The sequence below is a fragment of the Hymenobacter terricola genome (assembly GCF_017921975.2).
GTDB classification, from domain to species: domain Bacteria; phylum Bacteroidota; class Bacteroidia; order Cytophagales; family Hymenobacteraceae; genus Hymenobacter; species Hymenobacter terricola.
In genome coordinates this window covers 1-2,329 of record NZ_JAGEMO020000072.1, presented here as the reverse complement: position 1 = coordinate 2,329, position 2,329 = coordinate 1, and the positions used below count along the sequence as shown (strand labels likewise).

3 protein-coding genes are annotated in these 2,329 nt (G+C 59.5%); all 3 read right to left on the bottom strand.

Annotated elements, in window-relative coordinates; all coding sequences use genetic code 11:
• Nucleotides 1-155: 155 nt before the first annotated feature.
• Nucleotides 156-566, bottom strand: coding sequence for a MarR family winged helix-turn-helix transcriptional regulator (locus J4G38_RS23615; RefSeq protein WP_210521384.1), 411 nt, complete (start codon nt 564-566; stop codon nt 156-158).
• Nucleotides 567-833: 267 nt separating this feature from the next.
• Nucleotides 834-1,394 (bottom strand): carboxymuconolactone decarboxylase family protein, encoded by a 561-nt coding sequence (locus J4G38_RS23610; RefSeq protein ID WP_210521383.1) that lies wholly within the window; start codon nt 1,392-1,394, stop codon nt 834-836.
• A 109-nt stretch (nt 1,395-1,503) separates the two neighbouring features.
• Nucleotides 1,504-2,055 (bottom strand): carboxymuconolactone decarboxylase family protein, encoded by a 552-nt coding sequence (locus J4G38_RS23605; protein ID WP_210521382.1) that lies wholly within the window; start codon nt 2,053-2,055, stop codon nt 1,504-1,506.
• Nucleotides 2,056-2,329 lie beyond the last annotated feature (274 nt).

The window sequence follows — 2,329 nt, the reverse complement described above, 5'->3', positions numbered from 1 at the left end:
GCAGCACGACCCCAACTTCTGCGACTGCCTCCTCTTCCACGAGTACTTCCACGCCGACACCGGCCGCGGCCTCGGCGCCTGCCACCAAACCGGCTGGACCGGCCTCGTCGCCAAACTCCTCCAGCCCCGCCCATGAGCCCCTCCTTCGACCACAATCAGGGGGTTATTCCGGCCGAAATCTTGTCCAGCAGCCGATTGAGCGCCTGAACTTCGTCTGTGGTGATGCTCTTGAGAATGTCGTCCAGGGCCGCCATTTTGGTGTCAATCTCGCCCAGCACAGCTAGGCCCTGCGCCGAAATCACCACGTCCACCAGACGTTTGTCGGCAGTGCTAGGGGTTTTTGTTATCAACGCTTTGGCCGCCAGCCGGTCGACCAGGCGCGAGGTGTCGCTCATCTTCGAGTCAATCATGCGCCCCCGGATTTCCAACGTGCTGATGGCCTGCCCCTGCTGCCCGCGCAGAATGCGCAGGATGTTGAACTGCGGTTGGGTAATCCCAAAGGGCTCCAGCAGGGCATTGATTTCAAAACGCAGCCACCCCGAAACGCGCAGTAAGTTGGTTCGCAAGTGATGCCAGTCGTTTAGGTAAGGGCCTTTCATGGGTGAGGCTGCGTATGGATTTCCGGGTAAAGTAACACCCGTTTGAAGCCCAGGATGCCGGAACAGCCTCCTGTTGGCAGCCGAGCCTCTTTCTTACCCGTATTCTTTTCGGCTGCCGGGGCCGCGTCTTTGGCTTTAGCTCGGCGGCCACGGCGTGGCCGATGCGCTGCGCTGGATGCCGCCCGTCACGAGGGTGCGGCAGCCGGCCAGGTTCCAGCGGTTGGTTATGGCGGGTTAGGCGGCGGCTGTTTCGGGTTGGGGCAGGCGCTCGGCCAGGGGCCAGTCCACGGGCACGCCGTCGAGGTGCTCGATGTAGTTGTTGAACGTATTCAGGGCCACGAAGCCAATTAGCTCGACCAGCGCGGCCTTGCTGTAGCCTTGGGCGAAGAAGTTATCGATGTTGGCTTGCTGGGGAAAGCCGCGGCTTTCCACCACGTCGCGGGCCAGCACCGAAATAGCGTTCAGCTTGGGGTCGGAACTGGTTTGGCGGCGCAGGTCCACGGTCTGGGCTTCGGTCAGGCCGTGCATCAGCCCCATCCGGGTGTGGGCCGACACGCAGTAGTAGCACTGGTTGGCTTCGGAGGCGGCCAGGAAAATAGCTTCGGCCTCCTTGCCGTTCAGCGTGCCTTTGCGCAGGGTTTCGGCCCAGGCAATGGAGCCGTTGAGGGCCAGCGGCGAGTGCGCGAACGTGGCGTAGAGGTTGGGCACGAAGCCAATTTTCTTGTAAAGGCCGTCAAAGGTCGGTTTAGCGGCTTCGGGGGCGTTTTCGCGGGTTACTACTCCAAGGTTTGTCATGAGTGAAAAAACGTTAAAACGAGCAAATATTAATGTTTATAACATTAATTGGCGCCATCAACGCGACAGCCGGGTGCTTCGCCCGGCTACGGCGTAACGTGGACGGCAATTAAACCGTGGCAGCGGCCAGGGCCGGGGCGGCGGGGAAGTCCACCGGCACCTGCGTGATGTTGTGCACGTAGTTGGCAAGGGTTTTGTCGGCCACCAGCGTAATCAGGTCAATCAGGGCCTTTTCGCCGTAGCCGAGCGCGAAGAAGTCTTCCAGCAGCTGCGCCGAGGGGTGGCCGTGGGTTTTGGTGATGCTGGCCGCCAGGCGGGTGATGGTGCCCAGCTTGGCATCGGCGTGGGTACCGGCGCGCAGCTGCACGGTGTCCTCGTCCGAGAAGCCGTTCATCTTGCCGATGGCTGTGTGGGCGGCCAGGCAGTATTCACAGCCGTTGACCTGCGACACGGCCAGGAACACGGCCTCGCGCTCCCTGGCCGAGAACGAGCCCTTGGCCTGGGCGTTCTGGAACGCCAGGTAGGACGTCAGCGCATTTTCGGAGTAGCCAATGGTGGCGTACAGGTTGGGCACCATGCCAAAAGCACTCTGCATGTGGTCGAATACACCTTGCACGGCGGGCGTCACTTGGTCGCGGGTGGGGGCTTGAAACGTTTTCATGAGTTGTTGGGGGTTTTAAAGTGGTTGATGGTTCAAAGGCAGTTAATTCAATGTTATAAACTTCGATGTTATAAACATTGTTTCAAAAGTGGGAAAAATATTTTTTCCGCTTTTTCTAGAATGGCCTCTGGAGGTTGGATTGAGTGAAAACCCCATCGGAATTACTTGCTACACCTTGTATGATTGCAGTGCCTTTCGTTGAGAGGCAGCCAGAAAAGGAAACGGGGTCACCCACTATCCCTAAAGGCGGCGCTTCGGCGCTGACCTTGCGCGC